Consider the following 3000-nt stretch of genomic DNA (forward strand, 5'->3'; position numbering starts at 1 on the left):
TCCGGCCCCCGCGTATATCACGCGGTCAGGCCTTCTGGTTCGGGGAGTTTGTTTGCGCGGCAGCAGGCGGTGAGGGTGTTGGCCAGCAGGCAGGCGATGGTCATGGGGCCGACGCCGCCGGGGACGGGGGTGATGGCGCCGGCGCGTTCGGCAGCGCTGGCATAATCGACGTCGCCGACCAGCTTGGTCTTGCCATCCCGCTCGATGCGGTTGATGCCCACGTCGATCACGGTGGCGCCTTCCTTGATCCAGTCGCCAGGCACCATTTCGGGGCGACCGACAGCGGCCACGACGATATCGGCGCGGCGGACCACATCCGGCAGATCTTTGGTGCGCGAATGCGCGATGGTCACGGTGCAGCTGTCCCCCAGCAGCAGCTGCGCCATCGGCTTGCCCACGATGTTCGAGCGACCGATGACAACCGCATCCATGCCCGACAGCGACCCGTGGTGATCGCGCAGCATCATCAGGCAGCCCAGCGGGGTGCAGGGCACCATCGATTTCTGACCGGTGCCCAAAAGGCCCACGTTCGAGATATGGAAACCGTCTACATCCTTGGCCGGATCGATCGAATTGATCACCAGATCCTCGTTCAGGTGCTTGGGCAGCGGCAACTGGACCAGAATGCCATGCACCGCCGGGTCGGTGTTCAGTTTGTCGATCAGCGCCAGCAGCTCTGCCTCCGAGGTCTCCGCATCCAGCTTGTGCTCATACGAGTTCATGCCGACCTCGACGGTCATCTTGCCCTTCGAGCGGACATAGACCTGGCTGGCCGGATCCTCGCCCACCAGAACCACGGCCAGGCCGGGGGTGATGCCGTTTTCCTCTTTCAGCTTTGCAACCTGATCGGCCACCTGCGCGCGCACTTTGGCGGCAAAGGCCTTCCCGTCGATAACCTGCGCTACCATCCTTTGGTCCCTTCTTTCAAAACCCAAACGGGCGCAGAACGCGCCCGGTCTTTACTCGGGGCCGAGCACACGTTCCTCACGTGCAATCGACCAGTCAATCAGAATGCGCCAGAGCGTTTCGGACAAATCGGGGTCCATCCCCGCCGCCTGCGAACTGGCGCGCACCTTTTGCACCACATCCTCGACCCGGTCCGGGATGCGGGCGGGCAGGCCCTCGCCCGGCTTCAGCTCAGACGCGCGGTCGATATAGCTTGCGCGCCTCACCAGCATCCCGATCAGCTGGCGGTCCAGCCTGTCGATCTGAACCCGCAGATCCCGCATCGAATGGCAGTCCTGCGGCGGTGTCAGAGTGGGCATCATCGTCTCCTCATGGCCCGGGGGTCCCGGACCACGAGATGTCTTATTCAGCGGCTTAGAACAAGCCCTCGATCTCACCTGCGTCATTGAGGCAGATGGTTTCCGCGGCCGGTTTGCGGGGCAGGCCCGGCATGGTCATGATCTCACCGCAGACAACCACGATAAAGCCCGCGCCCGCGCTCAGGCGGACTTCACGCACCGGCACCGAATGGCCGGTGGGCGCGCCCCGCAAGCTCGGGTCGGTCGAGAAGCTGTACTGGGTTTTCGCCATGCAGACCGGCAGGTTGCCATACCCCGCAGCTTCCCATTCTTTCAGCTGCGTGCGGATCTTGTTGTCGGCCAGAACCTCGTCGGCGCGGTAGATGCGCTTGGCGATGGTTTCGATCTTCTCAAACAGCGGCATCTCGTCGGGGTAGATCGGCGCGAAGTTCGCAGACCCCCCTTCGACGATTTCCACAACCTTGCGGGCCAGATCGGCAGAGCCTTCCGAGCCCAGTTCCCAGTGGCGCGACAGAACCGCCTCGACCCCGTGAGAGGAACAATAATCCTTCACCGCCTGAACCTCGGCATCGGTGTCGGTGACAAAGTGGTTGATGGCGACAACAACCGGCACACCGAACGACTTCACGTTCTCGATATGGCGGCCCAGGTTGGCGCAGCCCGCCTTGACCGCGGCGACGTTTTCCGCGCCCAGATCGGCCTTGGCGACACCGCCATTCATCTTCATCGCCCGCACGGTGGCAACCAGAACCACGGCAGAGGGCGCAATGCCCGCCTTGCGACACTTGATGTTCATGAACTTCTCGGCACCCAGATCGGCACCAAAGCCCGCCTCGGTCACCACATAGTCAGCCACTTTCAGCGCGGTCTTGGTCGCGATCACCGAGTTGCAGCCATGCGCGATGTTCGCGAACGGGCCACCGTGGACAAAGGCCGGGTTGTTTTCCAGCGTCTGCACCAGGTTCGGCTGCATCGCGTCTTTCAGCAGAACGGTCATCGCGCCTTCGGCCTTGATGTCGCGGCAGTAGACCGGGGTCTTGTCGCGGCGATAGGCCACGATGATGTCACCCAGACGCTTTTCCAGATCCTTCAGGTCGTTGGCCAGACACAGGATCGCCATGACCTCGGACGCCACGGTGATGTCAAAACCTGTTTCACGCGGGAACCCGTTCGACACGCCGCCCAGGCTGGCGGTGATCTGGCGCAGGGCACGGTCGTTCATGTCGACCACACGACGCCATGCGACCCGGCGGGTGTCAATCTCGCATTCATTGCCCCAGTAGATGTGGTTGTCGATCATCGCCGACAGCAGCGAATGGGCCGAGGTGATCGCGTGAAAATCGCCGGTGAAGTGCAGGTTCATCTCTTCCATCGGAACAACCTGCGCATAGCCGCCACCCGCAGCGCCGCCCTTCATGCCGAAGTTCGGACCCAGCGAGGCCTCGCGGATACAGATCATCGCATTCTTGCCGATCCGGTTCAGACCGTCACCCAGACCAACCGTTGTGGTCGTCTTGCCCTCACCCGCAGGCGTCGGGTTGATCGCCGTCACCAGCACCAGCTTGCCGTCCTCACGACCCTGCACCGAGTTGATGAACTCCTGGCTCACCTTCGCCTTGTCATGCCCATACGGCAAAAGATCATCACTGGATATTCCAAGCTTCGCGCCGATCTCCTGGATCGGCTTCTTATTCGCTTCACGCGCAATTTCGATGTCGGATTTATAGCTCATTGG

Annotated in this window: 3 protein-coding genes; all 3 read right to left on the minus strand. The window is 62.3% G+C overall.

What is annotated here, in order from left to right; translation table 11 throughout:
- Nucleotides 1-17: 17 nt before the first annotated feature.
- From folD to ACR0M3_RS19930, 3 genes are read right to left on the minus strand one after another with little or no spacing between them, the layout of a single operon-like run.
- Nucleotides 18-908 (minus strand): bifunctional methylenetetrahydrofolate dehydrogenase/methenyltetrahydrofolate cyclohydrolase FolD, encoded by an 891-nt coding sequence (gene folD, locus ACR0M3_RS19920; RefSeq protein ID WP_209505538.1) that lies wholly within the window; start codon nt 906-908, stop codon nt 18-20.
- Between the two features lie 51 nt (nt 909-959).
- Nucleotides 960-1265 carry a chorismate mutase gene (locus tag ACR0M3_RS19925; protein ID WP_480473724.1) on the minus strand — a complete coding sequence of 102 codons (306 nt, stop codon included), beginning with the start codon at nt 1263-1265 and terminating at the stop codon, nt 960-962.
- A gap of 55 nt (nt 1266-1320) precedes the next feature.
- Nucleotides 1321-2997 carry a formate--tetrahydrofolate ligase gene (locus ACR0M3_RS19930; RefSeq protein WP_480912402.1) on the minus strand — a complete coding sequence of 559 codons (1677 nt, stop codon included), beginning with the start codon at nt 2995-2997 and terminating at the stop codon, nt 1321-1323.
- Between the last annotated feature and the right edge of the window lie 3 nt (nt 2998-3000).

The sequence above is a fragment of the Ruegeria sp. O5 genome (assembly GCF_056535105.1).

What these genes read in the sequence shown, in the direction of transcription:
- ACR0M3_RS19925 (WP_480473724.1), bottom strand. Translation starts at nt 1,265, where the DNA reads ATGCCCACTCTGACACCGCCGCAGGACTGCCATTCGATGCGGGATCTG.
- ACR0M3_RS19930 (WP_480912402.1), bottom strand. Translation starts at nt 2,997, where the DNA reads ATGAGCTATAAATCCGACATCGAAATTGCGCGTGAAGCGAATAAGAAG.
- folD (WP_209505538.1), bottom strand. Translation starts at nt 908, where the DNA reads ATGGTAGCGCAGGTTATCGACGGGAAGGCCTTTGCCGCCAAAGTGCGC.